Genomic DNA, 23,463 nt, shown 5'->3' with positions numbered 1-23,463 from the left:
TAACGAAATGGACATGAATGGAGGGGAAGTAATGGAGCGAATTGCAATTGTATCCGACATTCATGGCAACATGACTGCCTGGGAAGCTGTGTGGAAAGATATACAGCAGCGCGGCATAGAGAGAATTTTCTGTCTCGGTGACCTTGTAGGTAAGGGGCCGCGGCCAGCTGAAGCCGTGGATCAGATCAGAGCGGCATGTGAAGTGGTTGTTCGCGGCAACTGGGATGAGCTTGTTGCTGTGAATCAGGATGTGATTGATTTTACGTGGCAGGCTGAACGGCTGGGCGCAGATCGAGTGGCTTATTTGGCGAGTCTTCCCTTTAGTTATGAATTGAAGCTGAGTGGACGTAACGTAAGGTTCGTGCACGCTTCACCACAGAGTGTGTATCATCGTGTTCAGCCTTGGGATGAGATGAATAAGAGACTTGCAATGTTTGAGCCTCCAGCTGACGAGGCAGGCTCAGGAATGGCTGATGTGGTCGGTTATGGTGATGTGCATAATGCCTTTTTGCAGTATTTGGATGGAAGAATGCTGTTTAATACAGGAAGCGTGGGCAATCCGCTGGATGTTCCACAAGCCTCGTACTGCATTCTTGAAGGAGAAGAGGGCGAAGACAAACAGAAGCCGTTTAACCTGCAGTTTGTTCGGGTTCCGTATGATATTGAGCAGGAAGTGCAGATTGCACAGCAGCATCAAGTTCCGGCACTGGATGCTTATATTCGTGAACTGCGTTCAGGCATTTATCGTGGATTACAGGGGTAGGGGAAAATTGCAGTATAACCTTCATTATAAAGATGACATACTATAGTGAATGAATCAGATTGTGATAGGATGCCGGATCATCGTCAGAGCATGCTTGTCTTACCGGACTAAAACCCGTTAGGCAAAGGAGAGAGTGCCATGCTTACCCGAGATATGCTGATTCAAGGCTTACCTGTCTTAGGAACAGAACGCCTTGTCCTGCGCTCATTACGTCAAAGTGATTACAGTGCATTATCCGAGCTGTTGTCCGATCCACAAGTCATACGATACGTGAATCGTGGCAGCCAGTCTCCCCCAATACGTGCGAGAAAATTGCTGAACCAGATTCGGAGCAGCAGTGCCAAGTTAGATTCACTACATTACGGTATCTGTTGCAAAGGCAGCGAGCAGGTCATTGGCATTGCGTCCTTCCAGCACTGGAATGATCAAAAAGGTACAGCCCAAATCGGGTACATCCTTAACAAATTATACTGGGGCAAAGGTTTGGCAACTGAAGCGGTTCAGCGTTTGTTAACATTCGGATTTGACGAACTTCACCTGTGGAGGGTTGAAGCTCGTTGTTATGAAGCAAACTCATCCTCAGAAAGGGTGCTCCTTAAAATGGGCATGCTTTACGAGCGCAGTCTTCCAGCCTTCGGGCTGAATGATGATGATGACGAGGTCGGTGAGGGCTCCAGCTCCATGGACGTCAAGGTATACGGAATGTCTCGTGGACAGTTCCAATCGGGTGTAAACGGGAAAAGTCTGCATTCGCCAGCATGGGACAACCCTGAAATATCATAGAGTATATCAGGGTATGAGAACTGAAACGAACTTCAATCATTTGTTACACAATTGAAATATAGCTGCAATTGAATTCTAACAGACAGAGGGTAAACTTATCTCATGACCCCCTTTTTGATAATAGATAATGCAGTTGGGACCCGCGATGAGCGGGTTCATTTTTTTGTCCATTAAAGTTTCACGAGTCCAGCGGGCGCGCTAATAAAATAAAAAAAGATCCCCATGCTGGTTACTTACGCGGGGATCTTTGTATTTAGACAGCTTTTGTTCTTACAGGGGAACAATCTGCATTTGCTTCTGTTTGAAATAAACCCATTCGGTGAAACCAATTTCCTTCAAACGTGTCCGCACTTGCTCAAGCTCATCGGCAACTCTTCCAGGGATATGTGCATCCGAACCGAAGGTGACTTTTACCCCGTAATGCCGGGCACGTTCGAGAATGGCATCAGATGGGTACCAGCCACCGCTGAGCTTGGTTTTGCCCGAAGTGTTGATTTCGATCGCAACATTGGCTTCGGCAATAACCTGAAGCGTTTCATCAATAGCGTGGTCTGCCATAATCTCGGAGAATGGGGGATAGTTACCTTTCATTGCATCAATATGTCCAAGAATCTGGAAGATGCCGCTACGGGCCGATTGTGCAATTAACTTGTAATATGCTTCCTTAACTTCGATTTTGCGAGCATCCGATAATCCTTTCCAGCGGGTTTTATTGAAAATACTGATCTCCTCTGTGTGATGAACGGAGCCGATAATATAGTCAAACGGATACTGTCCGAGCGTTGAACGATACAGTTCGGCATGGACTGGAAAATAATCGGATTCAATCCCGAGCAGGACGTCGATTTTCCCCGCGTATTCTTTTTTAAGCGAGAGCACTTCGGCTACATAATGCTGTAACTCAGATTTACCCATCGCAATTCGTGGATGCGCCTGTTCCAGCTCACTGCCAAAGTAAGGGGTATGATCAGAAATTCCGATGGCCTGAAGTCCCGCTTCAATACCTGCTTCAATGTAATCTCTGATGTTGCCATCCGCATGACCGCAGCGGAAATGGTGCGTATGAAGATCAAATTTCATATGGAATCCCTGCCCTTTCTTTTGATCTATTTAAGTTGAACTAAAGAATTTACACAATCCACTCCGATGACAGAACAACCTTCCAATCGCTGTTATCCCCAGATTTTTTCGATTCCCTTTCCGAAGGGGAAAATCCGGTGATAAAGGCGACCGCTCCGCTTTTTCAGGTTTTTTCTGTCCTCTCCGTTCACGTGTAAATGAATAGCTCAACTTATCTAGGTTTATTCCGAGCTGATGAATTGAGTTTCCGGCATGCCCTTGAGGTCACTCAGAAATTGATGCATCGCCGAGTTGAGATAACGACTGGATTTGTAGATGACACCTACAGGATGGCTGACCTCCAGTTCACTTAAAGGGATCATCCGCAGTGTACCTTGCCGCAGCTCATGTGCTACCGATTGTTTGGAGATGATGGCAGCCCCGAGATCAATCTCAACCATACGTTTCACTTCTTCACTGCTGGACAATTCCATCACCACATTGGGCTCAATATTGTATTTTTTGAAAACAGCTTCAGTAAACCGGCGACCTACCGTATCGGGCGACAGAAGAATCAGTGGCGTGCTTCGCAGCACGTCTACGGCTGCATGCTTTTTCTTCGCGAGTGGATGCGCAGGAGATACGACCAGTTCAAACGTATCATAGTACAGCACAGAGGTACTAAGGTTAGGATTACGTTCAGTAAGGTATCCAATACCGATGTCCACCAAACCATTTTCGACCTGTGTATAGATCTGTGAAGAAGGAAGCGATTGAATGCTGGTTTTGATGAGCGGGAATTGATCCTGAAAGTAGGATAACACCCTTGGCAAAATCTGAATGGCGATGGACGTTGTCGTTCCGAGCACAATGCGTCCTTGTGGGGTTTCATCAAGATCGGACAGCTTCTGTTTTAGCTCGTCTACAATATCGAGCATGCGTTCAGCGTGCTCCAGAAAAACCTGTCCGCGATCCGTCAGCGTTACCGGCTGGTTCCGATCAACAAGCACAGTGTTGAATTCGTCCTCCAGGCTTTTGATCTGGGCCGATACAGCCGGCTGGGTCAGGTTAAGGAGTTCGCCCGCTTTGCGGAAACTCATCGTTTTGGAAATGGTGATCAGCGTTTCCAGTTGGCTGATGTTCATATACGGCCTCCTTGCAGCTAAATATCTCTGTATGTCATGTGTCGTGCTGTAAAAGTCCGTGACGGGTACAGTTTCTTTTATATTAAATTATAGGGGATTACGGTCATCAGAGCAATGAAGGGGAAGGGGCATATGAAAAGTAGTTCAACAGACTAACAAACATAAGATCAGTTATTATTTAAAATTTTAAATAAATTAAAAATCAGTATAAAAGTCCTACAAGTCTTTAGCAGTTTGAAGATAGTCAAATAATTTTTCCAAAGAAGTGAAATACGGACAAAAACAGCTATAAACATTTGCTATTCGAATGACGATAAATTATAGTGCACATGCTTTGCTGAATTCTTAATGAATTCTCGTACGTGATAAAGTATAATAAATTTAATAAATATGGGACTTTTGGTGGTGTGACCAATAACCCAGTGTGAGGAGGACATAAAAAGTGAAAGCGGAAGTGATAAATCCATTCCTGGAATCGGCACGTAACGTATTTGAACAGCTCATCCAGGTTTCGCCTTCCACCGGGAATCTTGGCGTGAAGAATGTAGAATACATTGCTGACCATGTCTGGATTGTAATTGGAATGACGGGACAGCTGAGCGGAAATATTGTTTTTGGTATACAAGAAACGGTTGCTTTGAAAATTGTTTCAGCCATGATGGGTGGTTTTGTAATCACAGAAATGGATGATATGAGTAAAAGTGCGATCTCCGAGCTGGGCAACATGATCAGTGGGAATGCCAGTACAATTCTGTCCAACCAGGGCGTCGTTGTGGATATTACACCACCTCAAGTGATGCAATCGGAGCATTTAACGTCATTCAGTGCAACGAAAGCGTTAAGTATTCCTCTTCTGATGGATGGAATTGGCGAGATGGATATTCAAGTGATGATCTCGTAAAATAGAAGCATGGCCTTTATGAGGCAAATGTGTTCATTACGGGAGGACATCAACCATGCTGAAAGATCAGATTGTTTTTATTACAGGCGCATCGAGCGGAATCGGTGCACTTTGCGCACAAATGCTGATCGAGGAAGGAGCCATCCCGATTCTGGCCGCCCGTTCACGGGACAAGCTGGAACAGATTGGTGCTTCACTACAAGGACGGCATGAATTGCTCACACTGGACGTTACCGACAGTGAGCAGGTTCAGACGGCTGTAGACGCGATGTTACATAAATACGGAAAAATTGATATTCTGCTGAATAACGCCGGTTACGGAAAATTTGCTGCCATGACGGACATGTCTGTAGAGGAGTTTGACGAGATGATGGACGTGAATTATATGGGCATTGTGCGCTGTACCAAAGCGGTGCTTCCACATATGCTGGAACGGGGCACAGGCCAGATTGTGAATGTTGCTTCGATGGCTGGCAAGATCGGAACGGCCAAATCGGCTTCTTATACAGCTACAAAGCATGCGGTGCTTGGATTTAGCAACGCGCTGCGTCAGGAGCTGCGCAAGACGGGCATTACGGTCACGACGATTAATCCTGGCCCTATTGATACACCATTTTTTGATCGCGCAGACCCTTCAGGACATTATGTGAACAATGTGCGCTGGCTGATGCTGACACCACAGAACGTAGCAGGCCACATGATTCGGGCGATGAAGAAACGCAAGGAAGAAGTGAATTTGCCAAGGCTGGCAGCTGCTGGTATCTGGCTGTATCAGTTATTTCCACGGCTTGCCGATCGACTGTCACACGGTGTAATGAATCAGAAGTAGAATGTAACAAGCAGCACCATATATCGGATGATGAAGGGCTCCGCCGAGGGGCTTTTCTTTTTTTTGTGCGGACTTGCACGTTTTCAGAATAAGATTTGGTACACAGGCTTTTTTCGCATATAATGAAAGATAATGTGATGACAGGTTTTTGTTTTTTACGAATAAATTTAAAGGATGGAATACATGACGAATCAAACTTTTGCATCAATAGGCGTGGCACAGGATTTGGAGGCGCTGCTGGCCCAGCACGGCATTAACGAGCCTTCTCCGGTACAGGCGCAGACGATTCCGGTTGTTCTGGAAGGCCGTGATGTCGTATCCAAATCGCAGACGGGAACAGGCAAAACGCTGGCCTATCTGCTGCCGCTGCTGCAATCTATCAAGAATGACATTAAGGGCACGCAGAAGCTGATCATCGCGCCGACGCAAGAGCTTGCCATGCAAATTGTGCGTGAGGCACAGCGTTATGGAGCAGAGCGTGGCATTGGTGTTCAAGGTCTGATTGGTGGTGCGGCTGTGAAACGTCAGATCGAGAAGCTGCGTGAGCATCCAGAGCTTGTTGTCGGCACGCCTGGACGGTTGAAGGAACTGATTACACTCAAAAAGCTGAAAATGCACAACGTATCCACCATTGTGATCGACGAAGCGGATCAGGTGTTCCAGCTCGGCGGCGTAAGTGATGTGGAATTTGTGCTGAAAAGCGCCTTGCGTGACCGTCAGTTAATTTTCCTGTCCGCAACCATTGACGAGCATACAGCTGCACTGGCGAAGCGCGAGATGAAAGAGCCTGTGCATATCGGTATTGAACCGGATCGTGCAACAGCGGCAGGACTTGAGCATTATTACTTCGTAGAAGAGGGCCGCAACAAGGTTGATCTGCTGCGCCGTCTGGTCAGACAATATAACCCGGATCGGGCCATTGTATTTGTCAATGCAACCGAGGACATCGGTGAAGTTGAAGCGAAAATGAATCACCTGGGACTGTCCGCAGCTGCGCTGTACGGGGATGCCGACAAGGTGACACGCAGCAACGTACTGTCAGCATTTCGCAATGGTAAAATCCAGCTGCTGATCGCCTCCGAGGTAGCGGCAAGAGGACTGGACATTGAGGGCTTGCCGATGGTCATTAACTTTGATCCGGCTTTTGACTCCGAGCACTACGTTCACCGTGCAGGCCGGACAGGCCGAATGGGGCGTTCAGGCATCGTGCTGTCTATTGTAGATGAGACACAAATTTTCATTATGCGCAAATTCGCTCGGGAACTTGGCATTGAGCTGCAGGAGCGTGTTCTTTTTGGCGGCAAAGTATTGGAAGCTGATCCAAGACCGGATACTCGCCCGGAAGGGCATTCCTTCTCGCGTAAACCGGGACAGTCCCGCGACCGCAAGCCAGGTCAGGGCAGCCGGAAGCCGGGCCCAAAAGCGACGATCTCCAATCAGCGTTCAACAGGCAGCAAGCCGGCTGGAGCTCGTACGGGGCGCGACCAGGATCGCAAAAACAAGGGTGCACCCAAGTGGAGCAAAGACAGAGCACCGCGCTCTGAGGAATAATCGGATGAAAGGGGTGCAGGGATAGATGGAGAACGTTCAATCGCCTGTGCTGCAGATCAGCGGGCTTAGTGGTGGGTACAGTGCCAAAAGGCCAGTGCTGCACGGCATTAACCTGGAAGTGGGACGCGGAGAAATGGTCGGGCTGATCGGATTAAACGGTGCTGGCAAGAGTACAACGATGAAACATATTCTAGGCCTCATGACTCCGCAGCAGGGAGAAGTTCGAGTGATGGGCAAGAAGCGGGAAGAGGATGCACAGATCTATCAGTCCGCGATGGCCTTTGTCCCGGAATCTCCTGAATTATATGATGAGATGACCGTAATGGAGCACCTGGAGTTTACAGCGCGAGCTTACAACGTGTCGGAGGCAGATTTCAAACAGCGGACAGAGAAGCTGCTGAATCTGTTTCGCATGAATGAAAAGAGTACAAGTCTGTCAACACATCTGTCCAAAGGTATGAGGCAGAAGGTGATGATTATGTGTGCGTTTGTTGCCGGGCCACCGCTCTACATCATTGACGAACCTTTTCTGGGACTTGATCCGCTGGGCATCCGTTCCTTGCTCGATTTCATGCTGGAGATGAAAGCAGCGGGCTCTTCCATTCTGCTGAGTTCTCACATTTTGTCCACTATCGAAAATTATTGTGACCGCTTTGTTGTACTGCATCGTGGACAGGTTATTGCACAAGGCACACTGAGCGAGCTGCGTGCCCAGTTCGGGGAGTCTGATACACCGCTGGAGCACATGTTCTACTCCCTTGTGCAAGGCAGGGACTGACATGGATCTCAAGCTGTTATGGAAGCAACGTCGGACAGGTTTCTGGAATGGGATTCTTCCTTATGTGGGTTATGTGATCCAGAGCGGGGTTGCGATGGTCTTTTTATTTCTGGTCATTGCGTTCTCTGCCTGGTATACCTCGTTTGTACAGAACATTCCTGCGGGATTTCCAATTCGCTGGATTGCTTTATTGCTGCTGGCTCCGCTTGTGCTGCTCAGCAGTTACCGTACATATCTGCTTCCGGCGGATATTGTTTTCCTGCGGCCGCAGGAATACCGGATGCAGGAGTATTTGAAGAACAGCTTTGTTCGTGGCGTTATTTATAAAATGCTGGGGCTGCTGCTCGTATTTCTGACGTTATGGCCGCTTTATGTAAGGGCAGATGCAGATGCCAAGCCGCTGGGCTGGTCGATTCTGTTTCTTGTGTTGTGGAAAGTGTTGTCCAGTTATGGAGCGTGGCAAGAGCTGAGGATGGTACAGGCCGGAGCATCCAGAGCATATCGTCTGCTTCGCTGGGCACTGGCCATCCTGGCTGTGGCGGCCTGGCTGTGGCAGCCGCCGTTCCGCAGTCTCTGGTTCTTGCTGCTGCTTGCGGCCGTATATATTGTTGCGCTGCGCGTGCCCGTGAAACATCGTGTCGCATGGGAGCGTCTGATTCAGGTGGAGCAGACGCAGGCGGGCAGAGTGATGCGAACATTAGGCTGGTTTGTGGATGTGCCGTCGTCCGGACAGAAGGTAAGCTCTCGCCGCTGGCTCAGTAAATGGGGAAACGGTCTTCCATGGAATGCAGGGCAGGCTTATCGGTACCTTATGACCAAAACATTCATCCGAACAGAAGTATTTACGATTGTGCTTCGTCTGATCCTGCTTGGCATGCTGTTGTCCTGGTGGACAGCGGGCAGTTACTTTGGAGCCGGCGTGTATCTGTTCTTCCTGCTGCTTGCAGGTATTCAGCTCGGGGTGCTGCGTCGCAGTCACAGTGAATCCTTCTGGATCATGATCTACCCGATCTCAGGGGAAAGTCGCCGCTCGCAGGTGCTCGGTTTTATTTTTCAACTCCATGCATTCGCCGCAGTGCTGATGTGGCTGCCGATGCTTGCAGCCGGAATTGAAGGACTTACCGTAACAGGCACTGCACTGGTGCTGGGCATACTTGTCATCGTGCTCATGCGCCGTTCTCAGGGAAGTAAATGGCTCAAGGAGGAAGAGGACGAATGAAGTCAGTGAATCTGTCTCGTCACAAACGAGCTGTTTCTAAATTATATCGGTGAAGTGTTATAACAAATATACGTTCAAAATGGGACAAAGCAGGAGTCTATCTTGCTTCGTCCCATTTGCGTTTTTTGATCACCTCGCATTTTTTTGAGTGGATTATGGGCAAAGTAGCTGCTCAGGTCCTCGTCTTCTTTAAGCTATTTGAAAATCTTATTCCTCCCACTTCCATATCCGCTACCGATTTTGACTGTTTTCTTTTTCCAAGCAGTTTATTATCAAAGAAGTAATATTTTTAATTGTTTTGACCGTATTGCACGGGTTTAAAACATGCAGACATGCATGCACATGAGCAATTACTAACCTATCGCCTCCTTTTATAATCTCATTATGTTAATATATGGTATAGAAAAGGAGGCATATAATGAAAAAAAGTGCTCTAATGCTTTTTTTAGTATTTGTTCTGGCCGGGTGTTCAAATGAGCAAAAATTCAATGAATCAACCGAATTGGGCAGCAGCAGCTCTAATGATGCTAAAATCCAGAAATTACAAAATGAAAATAAACATCTAAAAGAAGAATTAGAGAGCAATCAGGAAAAAATGAATGATGAGATCCAAAGAGATGCGCTAAGAGAATCATTAAACCTGACGTTTAAGCTTCTTTCAGCCATGGGCGATAAAGATTATGATTTTATTAAATCAATTTCTTCTATTAATGTAAAAGTATCTCGTGAACAAAACATTCTTATTGTAGACAACGGGAAAGACTCTTACGAGGTTGCCTTTCAAAGTAAAATGGGCTTGGAAGATTTGGAATTTAGAGGATATGATTTAAAGGATGAGCATCACATTAAGTTAATGATGGCTAGAATGTTTAATCAAGACATAAAAGGTTCAGAAGGGCATAGTGCATTATATTTCGATTTTGTCCGTTCAGAAGATGGCCGTTGGCTTTTAGACGGATTTATGACAAATTAAAGGGGTGTTAGATGAGGAGATATAGATGATCAATAGCAGGTGAAATAGATGTATACATCTACTCTGCTACACAACAACAAAGTTAATGGCAATTGGGGCATTTACAATTATGAATGGTTGCAGGCAAAATTAAATGGCCTCAGTCCCAATGAATTCAGGACCAAGACCGTTTACCCATCTTTTTATTTTTTGACTGTCTAGTTGACGGGGGCAGTTCACACTTACGGGAAAGCCTCTTTTTTGTGCGTGATCTAGAATCAAGATGTCATGTGTGCAGGAAGAGAGGTTTAACTAACAAAGGAAGGATTTTGTGATGATAACGAGCAGGATGAACAGTACAAGAATGGCACCTGTGTTTGTGAATCCTCCGTATCCGCAGTATCCGTATCCGCCTCTTGTATCTTCCACTTGGGACATGGGTCATACCCCTTTCGAGTGATGGTTTGGCACGCCCTTGCGTACATCGTATATTATGTGCCATGGATTTAGGCTGATTGGGCACTTGCCCGTTCATCGCCGTTTTGGGCATCTGTCCCGCAGGCAGAGACAGGTGCCCTATTGTACAGAAGGTGAGGTCCAGGACGAGACGATATGTTGTTTCTGTTGTGTGTAATGTAGAAAGAACCCTTTGGCATCATAAGCTTGCGCCGATGCAAAGGGTTCTGTTGTTAAAGCATATTATATTTTTGAATGGTTATATTCTATGTCGTTTGGTTTAGCGCTTTTGCAGATCCTGAACGCCGCGATAGACTGTATCGAACAGTTCTTCAAGACCATTTTCTTCAATACAGGAGAAGGCAATTCGCAGGTCGGTTTCACCCAGCGCAATCGTACCTACGCCATATTGATGCAGCAAGTGACTGCGCAGCTCTTCGGCACCAACATGCTTCAGCTTGAGGCACATGAAGTAACCGGAGTTGAACGGATAATACTCCCATACATCTCCATACTTGCCGCTGTCGAGAAGTTCTTTGACTTTATTGGCGCGGCCTTTCATAATCTCGAATTTCTCCAGCTTCTGCGCTTCAAACTCCGGTGCTTTCAGCGCATCCAGCACAAATGTCTGTGAAGGATGCGGTCCGCTGGAGATGGTTGCACGGATGATGCCGAGTGTTTTTTGCTCCAGGGCATGCAGCACGGCAGCATCCTCATGAGCAAACGTAATAAAACCGACACGGAAGCCCCAGACGAATTCTTCTTTGGTTGCGCCGTCAATCTTTACGGTTAATACACGCGGATGAATATTGGACAGCTTGCCAAACAGGGACTCATGAATGGAATCCTCGAAGAACAAACCGAAATAAGCATCGTCAGTCACAGCGACTACATTTACTCCAGCCTCAGCAGCTTGGCGAATGGCATCTACGATAGCATCTGCTTCAGCGGCACCCGGTGTGTAACCTGTCGGGTTGTTCGGGAAGTTGAGCAGCACGATGGCTTTTCCTTTATCCTTCTGCGCAAGCAGTGCCTGGAGCAATCCGTTGCTGTTAAAGTTCATCTGATCATCAAACAATGGATAATGAATCAACTGGCCGTGACGACGAATTCCGAAAGTCAGCTCGTAATTCTCCCAGTTTTTATCCGGATATATAACAGCGTCCCCTTCTTCTGTGAACAGGTCGGCTACAATACTGAGTCCATGGGTCAGCGCATTGGTTACAATTGGATTACCGAACGATTTGCCTTCCAGAGAAGGTGTTTCCTTCAGCATCTTGTCTCTCCAGACGGTCCGTAGCTCAGGTTTACCTGCCGGCGGCGCGTAAGGGTACAGATCCTTCGGCTGGAATGCAGACAGCTTCTCCTGAATCACCTGGAGATGCATCGGCACACCACCCTCCAGGGCGATACCAATCGTTGCATTGTAGGTCTTGGCCAGGCTTGCTGCTTCCGCAGATTGACTCAAGATACCTTCTTTCGGAAAATAAATTTCTTTGCCGAGTTGTGACAGCATGGAGTAGACGTAACTGCTGCCGGCCTGAATACTTTCGTTCAACTGTTCAGCCAGTGGATTCATTCTTTTCATCCTTCCAAGTCTTTGTGATTCAACTGCCTAACATTATATCACCTTGACATTCCCCCGTCACGGAAATTACGCAATATGACAGTTATATCACTTCACCGCGTTGTTGTGGATGGAGAAAGCATATCATTTTGGTTCGCTTTTTCAGTTTTTTTCTGTCCTCTTCGTTAATGTGTAAAAGAATAGTTCAACTTATATAGCCGAGTTTACTGCTGGTGAAAAGGGCAATATTTCCGCATCATCTCGGCTGTTTCCTGATCACGGCCTTCATTCCGTTTCTGTAGCTCACCGCTGATATGCTCGAATCGTTCGGGATTCAGATTTTGTCCGAATTTGAACTTGGCACTGATTCGCTCCGGCACGATCCGAACGACAGCAACGGCTTTCAGCCGCCCTGTATAGCGAGGGTCCTCTGCATTAATCGGTGCATAACCGCCTTGCGGCTGAAGCTTTTCCATAAAACGCTGAAGCACTTTTCCTTTTATTTCAAGCTCTGTCACGGGTTCTGCATAACCTGCAGCCATGACACTTTTGAAAAAGGAGGTTGCGGGACAAGCCAGCTCAGGATCACTGAAAAAGGAAGGAATCAGCGAGAATTCCTCTGCAACGGTAAAGCTGACTGTGGAATGCTGTTTAATCTGCTTCATTTTTTCCCCGGCCAGACTCCCATGAAAATAAAAGCACCCATCCATATATACAAAATTCAGCGGTGTCACTCTCGGTTCTCCCTCCGGGCTGACAGTGCCCAGAAATCCGAAGGAGCATTGGTCCAGAAAGGTGATCATTTCCTGTTCTTCTTCTACAGCGAACTCTTTGCGTCTCATATCATTTCCCCCATTATTAGATCGTTTACGAAAAAGGATTTAGCGTAATGTTCCTTGGCATAACGATAAAACGAATATTGACAGCTAAATAGATCCAATTTACATTCATTTTTATAGTCCAATCGGGAAGAAGGATCAGTGCAAGCACAACTGACAAGTGAACAAAAGGGGATGCTTACATGGAATTATGGCTGCCGCTTGACTCATACGAGCTCCAGCATCGTTACAAATATCAGGCGTTATATTACGCACTGCGGGACGCCATTCATTCGGGTACACTGGAGGCAGGAACACGGCTACCTTCTACACGTGTGCTGGCGAAGCAGTACGCACTGTCACGCGGCTCTGTAGCCCAGGTTTACGATATGCTGCTTGCGGACGGGTATGTCCAGGCCTACCGGGGAAAAGGCACCTATGTAACAGAATCAATATCCACACATTCTGACCAGCAAACCGACGCGATGCTGCCTCTCTCTCCATGGGGTGAACGATTGCTTGCATCGGCGGCAGTTGATAAACGATCCCCTGAAGAGACACAGTCGGGACATGAGTCCGTCATTAACTTTCGGATGCAGCGTCTGCAGCACGATCATTTTCCTGCGGCGGAGTGGAAAAGTGCGCTTGCCGCTGTTCATCGCAGCGGCTGGAGAGAGCCGGCAGGTGCAGCCGGGGACCTGGAACTGCGGGAAGCCATTGCCTCCCATCTCCGCTGGACACGCGGTATTCAGACAGAGGCATCCCAGATCGTGCTTTTCAGCGGATCGATACAGGGCATTACGTTGATCTCCCAGCTGTTCATTGCCGAGGGAAGCCCGGTTGTGCTGGAAAATCCGAGTTATCCGGGCATCGTTCATGCGGTCAGATCCTGTGGTGGTCAGGTCATTCCAGCGGAAGTAGATGAGGGTGGTATTATCCCGCAGCCGTGGCAGGCACAAACGCTGTTTGTTACGCCGACAAGACAATTCCCGACAGGAGCAGTGCTGGGTCTGGAGCGAAGACGAGCACTGCTGGCTTGGGCATCGAGGCAAAATGCCGTGATTATTGAGGATGATTATGACAGTGAGTTTCGTTGGGGCGGGCGGCCGATCGAACCGCTCAAGGTGCTTGACCACGAGCAACGTGTTATTTACATCGGCTCCTTCTCGCAGACGATGCCAGCTTCGTTCCGATTAGGTTATGCGGTACTACCGCCCAGTCTTGTGGAGCCGCTGCTGGCTGCCAAAGCGTTGTACGAGCCAGTGTCACCGGCACTGCTGGAGCAGCGTGCACTGGCCAGGTTTATGACAAGAGGAGGCTATATGCGCCATCTTCGCAGGCTAACCCGGCTGTATGGGGAGCGGCATGATTTTATGGTGCAACAGATGGAGCGGTGTATGCCCAAGGCGTTCACGCTGCTGCCCGGGGATGCCGGGCTTACGATCTATGCGGTCTGGAACGGGGATCGGGCCAGCTACGAACGTTTTACGAAGCAGGCTCATGAACAGGGAGTATTGTTCCGGGATGTGGAGCGATATCGCTTGATGCCGGGGCGGGCTGCGATCTGTTTCGGGTTTGCTCATCTGGAAAAAGCAGAGATTCGTGAAGGTGTGCGGCGAATGCAAACCGCGTGGGAGAAGTGCACATTTTCGTTTCGTTGAATTCCGCTGTATAATGGGATAAGTGTGTAAAGAGATTAACTTTCAAGGGGGAGTGGCGACATGCTGCAGGCATCGCCGTCATCATTTATTATTTTGCCCGCTGTCGCTAAAATTGTCTGTGAACCGGGCTGGAAATGGCAAAAGCGGGAAAAACCGATGCAAAATTATGATTTATTTTACGTGTGGAGCGGTGAAGGCACGGTTATTCTGAATGATCAGCCTTATGAGGTTGGCAAAGGGAGCTGTTTTCTGTTCCGTCCCGGCGATCATACAAGTGCAACACATAACCGGCAGAAACCGCTTGTGCTGACGTATATTCACTTTGATGTGGACGGGCCTGTGACCGATGTGCCTCAGTCTTATCGCGAAGTGCAGGAGACGGTGGAATTCGAGCATCTGCTGGCACGGTATGTGCGGTTGTTTTTATCCGACGTGTATGGACATGATGAAGAAAGCAAGCTGATTCTGAAGCAGCTTATGATTCATTTGCTGCGGGCTGATACGGAAGAGCCAGTGGAGAAAAAGGTAAGCAACCAGCTGTCTGATGTCATCCAGGAGGTTGCCAATTATGTTCGCCAGCATCCAGGGATTACACATCGCGTAGAGGATCTGGCCGCACGGGCCGGGCTTTCTCCTCGTTACTTTTCGATCAAGTTCAAGGAACTGGTTGGCTCATCGGTGCAGTCTTATATTATTCGTATGCGTATTGAACGGGCAGAGCATCTGCTGGTGCATACCGGCATGAATGTGACCGAAGTTGCGGATGCACTGGGGTATCGGGATATCTTTTTCTTCAGTCGTCAGTTCAAGCAGTATACAGGTAAAAGTCCGTCCGAGATTCGTTAACTGCCTGTCCGTGTCTTGCTTCTAACCCGAATCCCTATCGTTTCATTGCTGGATTGCAGGGGTAAGTAAATAGCAATCCAGATGACCATATAAGGAGGAACAGGTGATGATCAGAAGAAAAAGACGGGTCCGCCACCGCAGGAATTCGATGAGGGGATACAGCATTTACCGGAATCGTATGCGCCGGCTGGTGCAAGTGGAGGAACCGCAGGATATCTGGTTTTAACGTTAATTTAAACAGATGATTCAGGCGAAGCGGTGCTCCGCCATGCATGTATACAAAGCATAAATAAAGAGGATGACGCAACACCTGATTGCAGGTGGTGTGCCATCCTCTTTATTTGCATATGCACTTATGACTGCTTAGGCTTCAGGCGGCCAAGTAAAGAACCCATTTTTACGGAATCTCCCGGCTTCAAGTCAGGTGCTGGTTCGAAGGTGTTTGTCTGCATGAGCAGCACAACGGTTGAGCCAAATTCAAAATAAGCCAGATCGTCTCCCTGAGCCCAGGCGCGGGCATCTGCATCTGCATATTGAATACTACTCACGTTCATCGCACCAACTTTGACAACCGCTACTTCACCATAGTCATGTTCAATATACGTAATGAGCCGTTCATTCCGGCTGAGCACCGATTTCATATGGGTGAGTCCGAAATCATTGACAGGATAAACCTTGCCCTTAATGTGCTCGCTCTCCATTTTGCGACCGCTGACAGGTGCATGAATACGATGATAGTCACGCGGGCTGAGATAGAGTACAAATACGTAGCCATGCTTGTACTTCTCCAGATGCGGAGAGTGATTTAATAATTCAGCAAGTGTATAATTTTGTCCCTTAACATTCAGAATGGTTCCAGCGGAGATCGGGCCGGCTGCTGTAATTTTGGCATCAACGGGGCTGATCAAAGCATGTTCTGAAGAATCCAGCGGGCGCATCCCGGGTTTTAATTTGCGAGTAAAGAAATCATTCAGGGAACGATATTCCTTCCAGTCTTTCTCGGCTTCCTGTGCAGGGATGTTGTAGGTCCGGACAAAATAAGGGATAAATGCCTTGCTTCCCCGGCTTTTGGAGAAGGCTCCCACGGTCCGGGAGATCCATTTGCGCGAAGATAGCTCGGTCATTAATCGCAACAGCGTTTTTGCCATGAATATCCCCCTTAGGGTTAATACAAACTTCAAGGCCGCAAAAGCGGCCATTCTGCATAATATTGACACAAATCACGAGTGAAATCAATACAATCCGCGATCATAGGTTTGCGGCTGTCTTGGAATGCTGAATTTCTGATCCAGCAGCATACGTCCATATGCCATCGGTTTGCTGTAAGTCATCTGCCAATGCTCGTTCATGCCTGCTTTGCGAAAACCATACCGCTGGTCTCGTCCATTGCATTCAATGAAGAAAATGTCTCCCCCTCGCGTAATGCCAAGATCAAGGCCCAGATCAGCCAGATGTGGCAGACTGGAACTCAACGTGTGCGCAATTCGTGCAGCTACTGCTGCGATTCGAGCTTCAAGATGGAATAGCCCCGTCCCTGGCTCGTTTAGCCCTAATACCTCAGAGATCGTCATCACTTTCCCGCCCTGGGCGATGTTGGTGACAAACGTATGGGCGGGTGCTGCTTTGGCAAACATGCCTGTTACGCTCCATAACCCGTCACCACCACGCTGTACGGTTACTCTGAGATCGACAGGCCTCCCCTCATGCCGGATGAGTGGAATGCGTTCTTCAATCAGGTACGTGTGGCGGAATATCCGCCGAAGTGCAGCGGAAGGCAGCTGCCCCCGATTCAAGCGAAAGGTTGCCCATCCGCTTCGCGATGCTCTGGTTTCACAGGTCAGCTTCCAATGCCCCTCCTGCTGAAACAGCCGCATAATGCCATGACCGATGCTGCCATTAGATGGTTTAATGACGAGATCATTGTAATGCCGCATCATATAGGCAAGGGATTCGGGAGTTGCTTTGACGGCATAGGGAAGATGTGCTCTCAAAAAAGGGTCCTGCTGCAGCATGTCATGCACATGATGCTTGTGGTAGCGATTACGTACGTTGTAGACCTGAATGCCTTGCAGCAGTAAACGTGTGATCTGTCTCTGCTCCGCACCTCGGAGCTGGAGCGCCCGGTTATGAATAACAGAGGGCAGGGTTATGCGCTCACGGACGTATTGCCCTTCTTTTTTCACATAAGCCCTGCATACCTTACGTTCCAGATCAATATCTTCCAGCCGTAAAAAGCAGGGTGTTAATCCGAAGCTGGCTGCGGCCAGCTCATAATTAGCGAGTGATTCCTGACCGGTCCTTCCGGCCGGTATCCCCCGGTACATGCGTGAATCGAACATGATGCCGATCGTTTCTTGAGGCATGACCGTTCCTCCTTCGTTGTTATCGCGACCCTCCATCGTTGTCCTTTCGGCACGCCGGTCTGCCTAGTGCTTGGCTCTGACATCGCGATAACACTGACCGGTGTGCAGATGCGTTCCAATGCATCCGTGTATGCTCAGACATCATATCCTATGAGCGGAGCAGGAATGGGGCGTGGACAGCCGCCTTGTCACTTGTTTGTGTTCAGCCTATTTACAGCTGGACAGGTATGGACTATGGTCTGAATTCGCTTATAGCAGATTGCAGATATTGCAAAAGTCGGCCCAGAAATGTGGCAGATGCCCAGAATGAAGCATATGATGCGGGAGACGAACGTTAGGGGAAGGAGCTGGCCTCATGAATAAAAAGGGCAAAAAAAAGATTTCACCGCCGAAGCTACCTCATATCAGTCCAAAATTCAGGGAACTGGAGCTGACCGATCGGCGGATTGAATCCACAAAGCTGGAAAGAGCAGTGAAAAAGGAAGAGAATTCGGTTCCGGACACTATTGCTGCCGAAGCAGTTGCTGCTGAAACGACAGCAAAGCCGGAAGCTGTCACACCGGAGTCCGAGTTCGTGCAGATTAAACCCGAAGTCGTTATGGAATCGGAAGCTCTCAATAAACCACATTCGGATGAATTATCACCCGAAGCTCCAAGCCTGGAACAGAAAGAGGATACTGTCCAGACGACTGTGGAAAGAGAGATTTATATCAGCAGTATTGCTCCCCCTCAGGAAAAACAGGAGAATTCGAGGTGGCTCGCGGGCAAGCAGCACCTGGAACAGCTGAATCAGAACCGGATGCCTGGTCATGAGGGGCATTATATCTACACGGATGACATCAGTGATTTTGCTGTGACCGAAAGCAAGCTGGCGCCCTTTGCAGTAGATGCATCCAAGCTGAAGTCAGGGGCAGTAGGCAGTGAAGCTTTGCAGGATTATGCGGTGACGAGCATTCATATTGCAGACGGTGCGATCGTATCTGCTAAGCTTGCTGAAGCTTCCATTGCAGAGGAGCATCTGATTGATGGCTCTGTATCCGGTCACAAAATCAGAAATGCCTCGATTGCCGGGGATAAAATCCGGGACGGCAGCATCACTTCACAGAAGCTGAGCAATCAGGTTATTGATGCTGCCAAAATTGCGGATGGCTCGATTGGAACGAGACATCTCAGTCGACTGCTGGTCACTGAGGATTTGATTCAGAATCACGCGGTAACCGCAGACAAAATTGCGATCAGCGGTATTGAAACGCGCCATTTAGCCGGTGGTGCAGTGCATACGTCAAAGCTGGCAGACGATGCAGTCACGAGTGCCAAAATTCGTGAAGGCGCGGTGACTGGCAGTAAAATTGAAGATCAATCCATCGATTCACGTCATATTCAGGCAGGCTCGATTAAGCAGGCTCATCTGGCAGAGGGGGCAATAGGACGTAATCAGTTGTTAGGTGGCAGCGTCGGCAGCGAACAGATCGAGGACGGAGCTATTCAAACCCGGCATGTAGCAGAGCATGCTTTAAATGGAAAACATCTTGTGGATGGTTCGATCGGATCGGCACAGATTCGAGCTGGTGCAATCGGCAGTGAGCAGATTGGCAGTGCCGAAATCGGCACTGAGCATCTGGCTAATGGTGCGATCAGCAGCAGCAAGCTGGCAGACCAGTCCGTGGGAACGGCCAAATTGCTGGAGCAGGCTGTGACTTCTTCGAAGCTGGCAGACCAGAGTGTTATTGCTTCCAAAATTGCCGATGAAGCCGTACAGGGGAAACATCTCACCAAAGGTTCGATTCGTGCAGAGCATATCGCCAATCGCGGTATTACCCCCGTTCATATCGATAATGGAGCCATTCATTCGATTCATCTGGCCAACAGCAGCATCGAAACAGCTCATCTATCAGAGGAAAGTGTATCTGCTGATGCGCTGGCAGCTGGATCGGTTCTGGAGAAACACCTGACAGAGTCATCGGTTGGATCATTTCAATTACAGGATGAAGCGGTAACGACTGCGAAGCTGGCTGCCGAAAGTATAACGTCTGAAAAACTTGGACCCGGCTCGGTAAATGGCAGAGTTCTGGCTGCAGGTGCGGTGAGCTCTTCCCATCTGGCGGGCGGAGCCATTACATCAGCACATCTGACCCCAGGCAGTGTGGGCTCGGAGGCACTTCGTCCGTATGGAGTGAAATCCGAGCACCTGACAGAACGTGCGGTAGGTGCACCACATCTTCAGCCCGGAAGTGTTCAGACGGACACCGTGTCACGTGCAGCCATTACAACCGACAAAATAGCACCGGGCAGCATCACTTCCGCACTTCTCGCGAATGGCTCGATCTTCCCGCCGCATCTGACAGACCATGCCGTGACATCACCTAAACTTTCACCTGAAAGTGTATCCACGGATAAGCTGGCAGATCTGTCGGTCACCTCGGCAAAGCTGGCTGACGGCAGCATCACCTCCTCCAAAATTATGGCGGAAAGCATTGTTGCCAAACATATTCCTGCGGAAACGATTCGCGGATATCATCTGAAGCAGCATGCTGTTTCATTGGAACATCTGTCGGATGAGGTACGCAATCCCGAACTCTTTGCCAATGGCAGTATTCCTGGAAGCAAGCTGCGTCCAGCAGCAATATCGACAGAACATCTGGCCTCTGGTTCGGTATCCGGAGAGGCATTGCAGCATGGAGCAGTAGGCAGCGAGCACCTGCGGCAGGATGCTGTCGATTCACAGCACCTTGCTGACGGCAGCATCAAGTCCGAGCATTTGGCTGCCCAGGCTGTGAATGGTACTCATCTGAAAGCAAATGTAATAGACAGTGAGCACATTGCCGAACAGGCGATATGTTCCCGTCATCTGGCGGCTGGGATTGTGCAAAGCGGACATCTTGCGCCACTCTCTGTATCGGAAGCACATATGCAGCCGGGACTGATCAGCGGACTGCATCTGCAATCAGAAGCTGTAGGTGCAGCTCATTTGCAGCAGGGCGCGGTGCATTCTCGTCATCTTCAGGATAGAGTGGTGCTTTCGCACCATATTCTGGAGCGTAGCATCGGGACTGAACATCTGGAGGAGGAATCGGTTAGCACTGCACTTCTGCAAGATGGTGCAATCACCGCCTCCAAACTCGCTGATAACAGTGTGGACGGAAGTAAACTTGCAGATGGCAGTGTAAATGACAGTAAGCTTGCAGAAGGCAGTGTAGACGGCAAAAAGCTTGCAGAAGGTGCAGTAAGCAGCAATCATTTAACGGCAGAGAGTGTGCAGGGTGCGCATATTGCAGCAGGCGAGGTCCATGGGGATCATATATCGGAAGGCAGCATCACTTTCTACCATCTGAGTGAAGAAGCGGTAGGTACAGTTCACCTGCAAGATGGTGCAATTACCGCCTCAAAACTTGCGAATAACAGTGTGGACGGCAGTAAACTTACAAATGGCAGTGTAGACGGCAAAAAGCTTGCAGAAGGTGCAGTAAGCAGCAATCATTTAACGGCAGAAAGTGTGCAGGGTGCGCATATTGCAGCAGGAGAGATTCATGGGGATCATATATCGGAAGACAGCATCACTTTCTACCATCTGAGCGAAGAAGCCGTAGGCACAGTTCACCTGCAAGATGGTGCAATTACCGCCTCAAAACTCGCGGATAACAGTATGGATGGCAGTAAGCTTGCAGAGGGCAGCGTAGATGGCAGCAAGCTTGCAGAAGATGCGGTAAGCAGCATTCATTTAACGGCAGAGAGTGTGCAGGCTGCGCATATTGCAGCAGGCGAGGTTCATGGGGATCATATATCGGAAGGCAGCATCGCTTTCTACCATCTGAGCGAAGACGCTGTAGGTACAGTTCACCTGCAAGATGGTGCAATTACCGCCTCCAAACTCGCGGATAACAGTATGGATGGAAGTAAACTTGCAGAAGGCAGTGTAGACGGCAGCAAGCTTGCAGAAGATGCGGTAAACAGCATTCATTTAACGGCAGAAAGTGTGCAGGGTGCGCATATTGCAGCAGGAGAGATTCATGGGGATCATATATCGGAAGGCAGCATCACATCCTACCATCTGAGCGAAGACGCCGTAGGCACAGTTCACCTGCAAGATGGTGCAATTACCGCCTCCAAACTCGCAGATAACAGTATGGACGGAAGTAAGCTGGCAGAGGGCAGCGTAGATGGCAGCAAGCTTGCAGAAGGTGCAGTAAGCAGCATTCATTTAACGGCAGAAAGTGTGCAGGCTGCGCATATTGCAGCAGGCGAGGTCCATGGGGATCATATAGCGGATAGCAGCATCACTTCCTACCATCTGAGTGAAGAAGCCGTAGGCACAGTTCACCTGCAAGATGGTGCAATTACCGCCTCCAAACTCGCGGATAACAGTATGGATGGCAGTAAACTTGCAGAGGGCAGCGTAGATGGCAGCAAGCTTGCAGAAGGTGCAGTAAGCAGCATTCATTTAACGGCAGAGAGTGTGCAGGCTGCGCATATTGCAGCAGGCGAGGTTCATGGGGATCATATAGCGGAAGGCAGCATCAGTTCCTACCATCTGAGCGAAGACGCCGTAGGTACAGTTCACCTGCAAGATGGTGCAATCACCGCCTCCAAACTCGCGGATAACAGTATGGATGGCAGTAAACTTGCAGAGGGCAGCGTAGATGGCAGCAAGCTTGTAGAAGGTGCAGTAAGCAGCATTCATTTAACGGGAGAGAGTGTGCAGGCTGCGCATATTGCAGCAGGCGAGGTCCATGGGGATCATATAGCGGAAGGCAGCATCGCTTTCTACCATCTGAGCGAAGAAGCGGTAGGCACAGTTCATCTTCAAGATGGTGCAATTACTGCATCCAAACTCGCAGACAACAGTGTGGACGGCAGCAAGCTTGCAGAAGGAACGATATCATCGGTGCATCTGGCTGATCGTGCCATTGACGGTAGCAAGTTGAGTGAGCAAAGTATTACGTCCGATCACTTGAATGAAGGCATTGTAGGTACAGCTCATTTGAGCGAAGAAATCTGGAATGCGATTCGTCAGGTCAGTGCGGAGACGCTGGAACAGCTTGCTGAGCTCAAACGGCAGGAAGCGATGCAGGAAGTGCAGCAGCTTATGCAATCCGTTGGTATGCAAAATGAAGGTTTGTTCACCTGGGGAGACAATGGAGAGGAATCGCCGGAGGATAACGATACACAGAATGCGCTCCAGGTGGGAAACTGGAAGCTGCAGGATCTGCTGGGGTTAGCCGATGAATATGAGGAGCAAGCTGTTCTGACAGACGGTAAGCACGCTGCGGAATGGCCTGAGCCTGAGGCGATACAGACAGGAGAGCACATCGCAGCTTCAGATGAGGCCGACTCTGAACGTCCCGAAGCGGTTATTCCCGTAACGTATACACTTGAGCCTCAATCAGTGACACAAGAGCATCTGTGTGATGCTTCTGTAGGCAGCGAGCAGTTGCAAGCCGGTGCTGTGCATGCCGAGCATCTGGCGTTTCAGCCTGTGCGCAGTGTAAGCAAACAGCCGGTTGTGCAGCAGTTTGGTATGGAAGCCTTTATTTTGCCAGGGGATGAGGTATGCACGGAGGTCACGATTGTTTTTGAAGAGTCATTTGATTCGGAGCATTATGTGATTGTGGGTATGAGTAATGATCGCGGATTCCAGGTGTCGCTGTTATCTCAGAGCGAGGATGAAGCAGTGCTGGAGATTACCCGCACAGCAGATTGCAAGCATACGTACGGTTTGTTGTCCTGGATTGCTGCAGGACCATCAGCCTGACTGTTGCTTTAACATTTATCTGT

Annotated in this window: 18 protein-coding genes; 11 read left to right on the top strand and 7 right to left on the bottom strand. The window is 48.9% G+C overall.

The window, feature by feature from the left end; all coding sequences use genetic code 11:
- The first annotated feature begins 31 nt into the window (after nt 1-31).
- The gene (locus ACQSGY_RS14035) at nt 32-763 is read left to right on the top strand and encodes a metallophosphoesterase family protein (RefSeq protein ID WP_427052343.1); all 732 of its coding nucleotides are present in this window, start codon (nt 32-34) and stop codon (nt 761-763) included.
- 138 nt (nt 764-901) lie between these two features.
- Entirely contained in the window at nt 902-1,546 is a 645-nt protein-coding gene (locus tag ACQSGY_RS14030; protein WP_427052342.1) for a GNAT family N-acetyltransferase, read from the top strand.
- Between the two features lie 270 nt (nt 1,547-1,816).
- On the opposite strand, the gene ACQSGY_RS14025 is transcribed toward ACQSGY_RS14030, so the two are convergent.
- On the bottom strand, nt 1,817-2,626 hold the full coding sequence (locus ACQSGY_RS14025; RefSeq protein WP_427052341.1) for a histidinol-phosphatase: 810 nt from the start codon (nt 2,624-2,626) through the stop codon (nt 1,817-1,819).
- 221 nt (nt 2,627-2,847) lie between these two features.
- Nucleotides 2,848-3,750, bottom strand: a complete 903-nt coding sequence (locus ACQSGY_RS14020; RefSeq protein ID WP_110897395.1) for a LysR family transcriptional regulator — start codon at nt 3,748-3,750, stop codon at nt 2,848-2,850.
- A 442-nt stretch (nt 3,751-4,192) separates the two neighbouring features.
- On the opposite strand from ACQSGY_RS14020, the gene ACQSGY_RS14015 reads away from it, so the two are divergent.
- The 6 genes from ACQSGY_RS14015 to ACQSGY_RS13990 all read left to right on the top strand — a co-directional run bounded on the left by ACQSGY_RS14015 (nt 4,193) and on the right by ACQSGY_RS13990 (nt 10,001).
- Nucleotides 4,193-4,651, top strand: a complete 459-nt coding sequence (locus ACQSGY_RS14015; protein WP_145405357.1) for a chemotaxis protein CheX — start codon at nt 4,193-4,195, stop codon at nt 4,649-4,651.
- Between the two features lie 55 nt (nt 4,652-4,706).
- On the top strand, nt 4,707-5,480 hold the full coding sequence (locus ACQSGY_RS14010) for an SDR family NAD(P)-dependent oxidoreductase (protein WP_427052340.1): 774 nt from the start codon (nt 4,707-4,709) through the stop codon (nt 5,478-5,480).
- A 183-nt stretch (nt 5,481-5,663) separates the two neighbouring features.
- On the top strand, nt 5,664-7,031 hold the full coding sequence (locus ACQSGY_RS14005) for a DEAD/DEAH box helicase (protein WP_427052339.1): 1,368 nt from the start codon (nt 5,664-5,666) through the stop codon (nt 7,029-7,031).
- 25 nt (nt 7,032-7,056) lie between these two features.
- Nucleotides 7,057-7,809: an ABC transporter ATP-binding protein gene (locus ACQSGY_RS14000; RefSeq protein WP_111269465.1), complete on the top strand. Its 753-nt coding sequence runs from the start codon at nt 7,057-7,059 to the stop codon at nt 7,807-7,809.
- A gap of 1 nt (nt 7,810) precedes the next feature.
- Nucleotides 7,811-9,028, top strand: a complete 1,218-nt coding sequence (locus ACQSGY_RS13995; RefSeq protein WP_427052338.1) for an ABC transporter permease — start codon at nt 7,811-7,813, stop codon at nt 9,026-9,028.
- A gap of 418 nt (nt 9,029-9,446) precedes the next feature.
- Complete coding sequence (locus ACQSGY_RS13990; protein WP_427052337.1) at nt 9,447-10,001, top strand: hypothetical protein; 555 nt, start codon at nt 9,447-9,449, stop codon at nt 9,999-10,001.
- Between the two features lie 291 nt (nt 10,002-10,292).
- On the opposite strand, the gene ACQSGY_RS13985 is transcribed toward ACQSGY_RS13990, so the two are convergent.
- The 3 genes from ACQSGY_RS13985 to ACQSGY_RS13975 form a co-directional block, all read right to left on the bottom strand.
- Complete coding sequence (locus ACQSGY_RS13985) at nt 10,293-10,418, bottom strand: YjcZ family sporulation protein (RefSeq protein WP_216518126.1); 126 nt, start codon at nt 10,416-10,418, stop codon at nt 10,293-10,295.
- 298 nt (nt 10,419-10,716) lie between these two features.
- Nucleotides 10,717-12,015 carry an aminotransferase class I/II-fold pyridoxal phosphate-dependent enzyme gene (locus tag ACQSGY_RS13980; RefSeq protein ID WP_216518306.1) on the bottom strand — a complete coding sequence of 433 codons (1,299 nt, stop codon included), beginning with the start codon at nt 12,013-12,015 and terminating at the stop codon, nt 10,717-10,719.
- A gap of 212 nt (nt 12,016-12,227) precedes the next feature.
- Nucleotides 12,228-12,845 carry a pyridoxamine 5'-phosphate oxidase family protein gene (locus ACQSGY_RS13975; RefSeq protein ID WP_427052336.1) on the bottom strand — a complete coding sequence of 206 codons (618 nt, stop codon included), beginning with the start codon at nt 12,843-12,845 and terminating at the stop codon, nt 12,228-12,230.
- Nucleotides 12,846-13,024: 179 nt separating this feature from the next.
- Here ACQSGY_RS13975 and ACQSGY_RS13970 point away from each other — a divergent pair, with 179 nt between their 5' ends.
- Together ACQSGY_RS13970 and ACQSGY_RS13965 are read left to right on the top strand one after the other, a co-directional pair.
- Nucleotides 13,025-14,482 (top strand): PLP-dependent aminotransferase family protein, encoded by a 1,458-nt coding sequence (locus ACQSGY_RS13970; RefSeq protein ID WP_427052335.1) that lies wholly within the window; start codon nt 13,025-13,027, stop codon nt 14,480-14,482.
- Nucleotides 14,483-14,542: 60 nt separating this feature from the next.
- A complete protein-coding gene (locus ACQSGY_RS13965; protein ID WP_427052334.1) occupies nt 14,543-15,328 on the top strand; it encodes a helix-turn-helix domain-containing protein in 786 nt (261 codons plus the stop codon).
- A 353-nt stretch (nt 15,329-15,681) separates the two neighbouring features.
- Here the strand turns inward: ACQSGY_RS13965 and asd are convergent, their stop codons facing one another.
- The gene (asd, locus tag ACQSGY_RS13960; protein ID WP_216518118.1) at nt 15,682-16,476 is read right to left on the bottom strand and encodes an archaetidylserine decarboxylase; all 795 of its coding nucleotides are present in this window, start codon (nt 16,474-16,476) and stop codon (nt 15,682-15,684) included.
- A gap of 84 nt (nt 16,477-16,560) precedes the next feature.
- Nucleotides 16,561-17,691 carry a YheC/YheD family protein gene (locus ACQSGY_RS13955; protein ID WP_427052333.1) on the bottom strand — a complete coding sequence of 377 codons (1,131 nt, stop codon included), beginning with the start codon at nt 17,689-17,691 and terminating at the stop codon, nt 16,561-16,563.
- Nucleotides 17,692-18,046: 355 nt separating this feature from the next.
- Between ACQSGY_RS13955 and ACQSGY_RS13950 the strand changes: the two genes are divergently transcribed.
- Nucleotides 18,047-23,440 carry a WIAG-tail domain gene (locus tag ACQSGY_RS13950; protein ID WP_427052332.1) on the top strand — a complete coding sequence of 1,798 codons (5,394 nt, stop codon included), beginning with the start codon at nt 18,047-18,049 and terminating at the stop codon, nt 23,438-23,440.
- Nucleotides 23,441-23,463 lie beyond the last annotated feature (23 nt).

It is taken from the genome of Paenibacillus sp. TC-CSREp1 (genome assembly GCF_050171015.1).
In the GTDB taxonomy this organism is placed as follows: Bacteria; Bacillota; Bacilli; order Paenibacillales; family Paenibacillaceae; genus Paenibacillus; species Paenibacillus silvae.
Note: the sequence above shows the minus strand (reverse complement) of the source record. Positions and strands in the feature narration are given on the sequence as shown.